Raw genomic sequence first — 3489 nt, 5'->3', positions numbered from 1 at the left:
ACGCCTCCTCCCGGGCTTTCTGCATCACTTGGCCATCCCTACTCGGCCGCCGCCACATGGCGCCGGCTTATGCCACGCATGAACTCCTCCAGCGCCGCCGCCTGTTCGCGGCTGAGATGCAAGCCACGCTTGGTCCTGCGCCACAAGACGTCGTCGGCGGTGACAGCCCATTCGTTCTGGGCGAGATAGCGTACCTCCGCCTCGTAGAGATCAGCGCCGAAGTGCCGGCCAAGATCGGCATTCGATCTGGCCAGCCCCAGCAGCATGCGCGCGCGGGTGCCATAGAGCCGGGTCAGCCGGCGGGCCAGGCGTGCGTCGAGGAACGGATAGGCCGTTTTCAATTTCGCCACTTCGGCGTCGAAGCCGGTGGCCGGAAAATCGCCGCCCGGCAACGGCGCGTTCGCCGTCCACGGCTTGCCGCGTTTGCCGAGAAAGTCCTCGATCTTGTCGAGCATCGATTCCGCCAGTCGGCGATAGGTCGTGATCTTGCCGCCGAAGGCATTCACGATCGGCGCGACACCCACACGGCCATCCGCCTTCAGCACATAGTCGCGGGTCGCTTCCTGAGCCTTCGAGGCGCCGTCGTCATAAAGCGGGCGTACGGCTGAATAGGTCCACACGATATCCGAACGCTTGACGGCTTGCGCGAAATATTCGCTTGCCGCGGCGCAAAGATAGTTGATCTCGGCATCGCTGATCTTCGCATCGTGGGGATCGCCGGGATAATCCTGATCCGTGGTGCCGATCAGGGTGAATTCCTCCTCATAGGGAATGGCGAAGATGATTCGCCCGTCCTTGTTCTGGAAGAAATAGGCGCGCGGGTCGTCGAACTTCTTGCCGATGACGATGTGACTGCCCTTGACCAGGCGGACATTGTGGACGTCGTTCAAGCCGACCGTGCCGGACAGCACCTGGTCGACCCACGGACCGGCGGCATTGACCAGAAGCCGTGCCTTGACGTCCTCATGTTCGCCGGTCCGGACATCTTCCAGCCGGATCGTCCAGAGGTCGCTGTCGCGGCGTGCGCCGACCACCTTGGTGCGGGTCCGGATCGTGGCGCCCCGGTCGGCGGCGTCGCGAGCGTTCAACGCCACCAGCCGCGCATCGTTGACCCAGCCATCGGAATATTCGAAGGCCTTTCGAAATAGCGGCTTCAATGGCTTGCCGGCCGGATCTCTTGCCATATCCAGCGTTCTTGTCGCCGGCAGCAATTTGCGCCCGCCAATGTGGTCGTAGAGAAAAAGGCCGAGCCTGATCAGCCAGGCTGGACGCAGGCCCTTTGCGTAAGGCAGCACGAAACGCATCGGCCAGATGATGTGCGGCGCATTCTTCCACAGCACCTCGCGCTCCATCAGCGCTTCGCGCACGAGACGGAACTCATAAAATTCGAGATAGCGCAAACCGCCATGGATCAGTTTGGTCGAGCCGGAGGAGGTTCCGCTCGCCAGATCGTTCATCTCGGCAAGGAAGACCGAGAAGCCGCGCCCAACGGCGTCACGAGCAATGCCGCAGCCATTGATGCCGCCACCGATGACGAAAATGTCATGGATCGGGGATGCCTCCACAAAGTCCTCCAGCAATTTCGCATTGCAGCATTTTTGATCTTTTGCGAAACCATCGCGGGATTATTTCGAAATGAGAACGAATGTCAAACGAAATATAAACGGCAACAATTGCCGTAACGACATCCTCTAGGACAGCGACGTTTCGATCAGCTGAACCTCTGCCTCCTGGCAGATTTTGCGCACCGACGGAATGTCGCAGCGGTCGGTGATGAAGGTGTTGACCTGCGACAGATGGCCGATGCGAACCGGCGCCGTGCGCTCGAACTTGGTCCGGTCGGACACCAGGATGACATGCCTTGCGTTGGCTATGATCGCTTGCGCCACCTTCACCTCGCGAAAGTCGAAATCAAGCAGCGCACCGTCATGATCGATTGCCGAGGCGCCGATCACCGCATAGTCGACCTTGAACTGCCGGATGAAATCGACTGCCGCCTCACCGACCACGCCGCCGTCGGAACCCCGCACGACGCCGCCGGCGATCACCACCTCGATCGAAGGATATATGCGCATCCTGTTGGCAACATTGATATTATTAGTGATGACCATGAGGCCCGCATGATCGAGAAGCGCCTTGCTGACCGACTCTGTCGTGGTGCCGATGTTGATGAACAGCGAGGCGTTGTCAGGAATCAGTCTCGCCGCCGCAAGGCCGATCGCCTCCTTCTCATCGGCAGCGATCTTGCGCCGAGCCTCATATTCCATGTTCTCAATTCCGGACGGAAACAGCGCTCCGCCATGGATGCGGGAAAGCAGCCTTTGGTCACACAGATCGTTGAGATCCTTGCGGATTGTCTGCGGCGTCACGTTGAAGTGCGTTGCCAGATCGTCGACCAGAACACGGCCCTGGTCCTTGGCCATCTGGATGATTTCAGCGTGCCGTGGCGACAGATACATCGGAGAGCCTCCCTTTCGTTTTTCTTGTCAATAGCCCAAAACGAAAGTGATGAAAAGGCACAAGCCGGCTAATGAAAATCACAAGATTGCGAAAGCAAACCTCGGCGCAACTCTCCTAGGCCGATCAAACCAAGCCGCGGGCGATCTCCGTGATGGTCTCGAAGGCGGTGTCGATGTCCGCCGCCGTCGTCTCGAACTGGCCGACCTGAAAACGGATCGCGACGTGACCGTCCACGCGGGTCTGCGTCAGGTAGATGCGGCCGTCGTCGTTGATCGCGTTGACCAGGCGAAGATTGTGTTCGTCTGCATCGCCGCCTTTAGCCGCTACGTGCCGGAACGAAAACAGCGACAGCATAGGCTCGGTGACGATCTCGAAATCCGGCTCTCCGGCCAACCGCGCGGCGAGACGTTCGCTCCAGGCAACATGGTTGCGGATCATGGTCCGCAGATTTTCCAGCCCATGGGCCCGCAGCAGGAACCACAATTTCAGTGCGCGAAAGCGCCTTCCAAGCGGCACCGACCATTCGGAATAATTGATGATGCCGTCACGCCCATGCGTTTTCAGGAATTCGGGCTTGATCGCCAGCGTGCGAACGAGATCCTCCGGCTGGCGGATGAACTGAACCGAGCAGTCGAACTGCGCCCCCAGCCATTTATGCGGATTGAAGACGATGGAATCCGCCTGCTCGGCGCCAGCCCAGAAATGCCGGTATTCGGGGCAGATCATCGCCGATCCGGCCCAGGCCGCATCGACATGCAGGTAGAGCCCGTGGCGCCTGGCTACCGCGGCAACGCCGGCAACGTCATCCGTGCCGCCGGTACTGGTGCCGCCGACGCTGGCGATGATGCCGGCCGGCAGCATGCCGTTTTTGCGATCGGCGATAATTGCCGCTTCAAGGGCGGCCGGATCCATGGCGCGAAAACGGCCGGCAACTGGGATGCGCACGAGGTTCTCCTCGCCGATGCCCGATACCCAGATCGCCCGGTCGATGGAGGTGTGTACCTGATCGGATGAATAGACGCGCAATGC

3 protein-coding genes are annotated in these 3489 nt (G+C 60.3%); all 3 read right to left on the bottom strand.

Going from position 1 to position 3489, the window contains the following annotated elements:
- Positions 1-38: 38 nt before the first annotated feature.
- Positions 39-1565: a glycerol-3-phosphate dehydrogenase gene (gene glpD, locus CN311_RS11745; RefSeq protein WP_097573878.1), complete on the bottom strand. Its 1527-nt coding sequence runs from the start codon at positions 1563-1565 to the stop codon at positions 39-41.
- A 126-nt stretch (positions 1566-1691) separates the two neighbouring features.
- Positions 1692-2459: a DeoR/GlpR family DNA-binding transcription regulator gene (locus tag CN311_RS11740; protein ID WP_097573876.1), complete on the bottom strand. Its 768-nt coding sequence runs from the start codon at positions 2457-2459 to the stop codon at positions 1692-1694.
- A 124-nt stretch (positions 2460-2583) separates the two neighbouring features.
- On the bottom strand, positions 2584-3489 hold a 906-nt coding region (locus CN311_RS11735; RefSeq protein ID WP_245440806.1), incomplete at its 5' end, for a pyridoxal phosphate-dependent decarboxylase family protein.

The organism is Mesorhizobium sanjuanii (assembly GCF_002529485.1).
GTDB lineage: Bacteria > Pseudomonadota > Alphaproteobacteria > Rhizobiales > Rhizobiaceae > Mesorhizobium > Mesorhizobium sanjuanii.
Note: the sequence above shows the minus strand (reverse complement) of the source record. Positions and strands in the feature narration are given on the sequence as shown.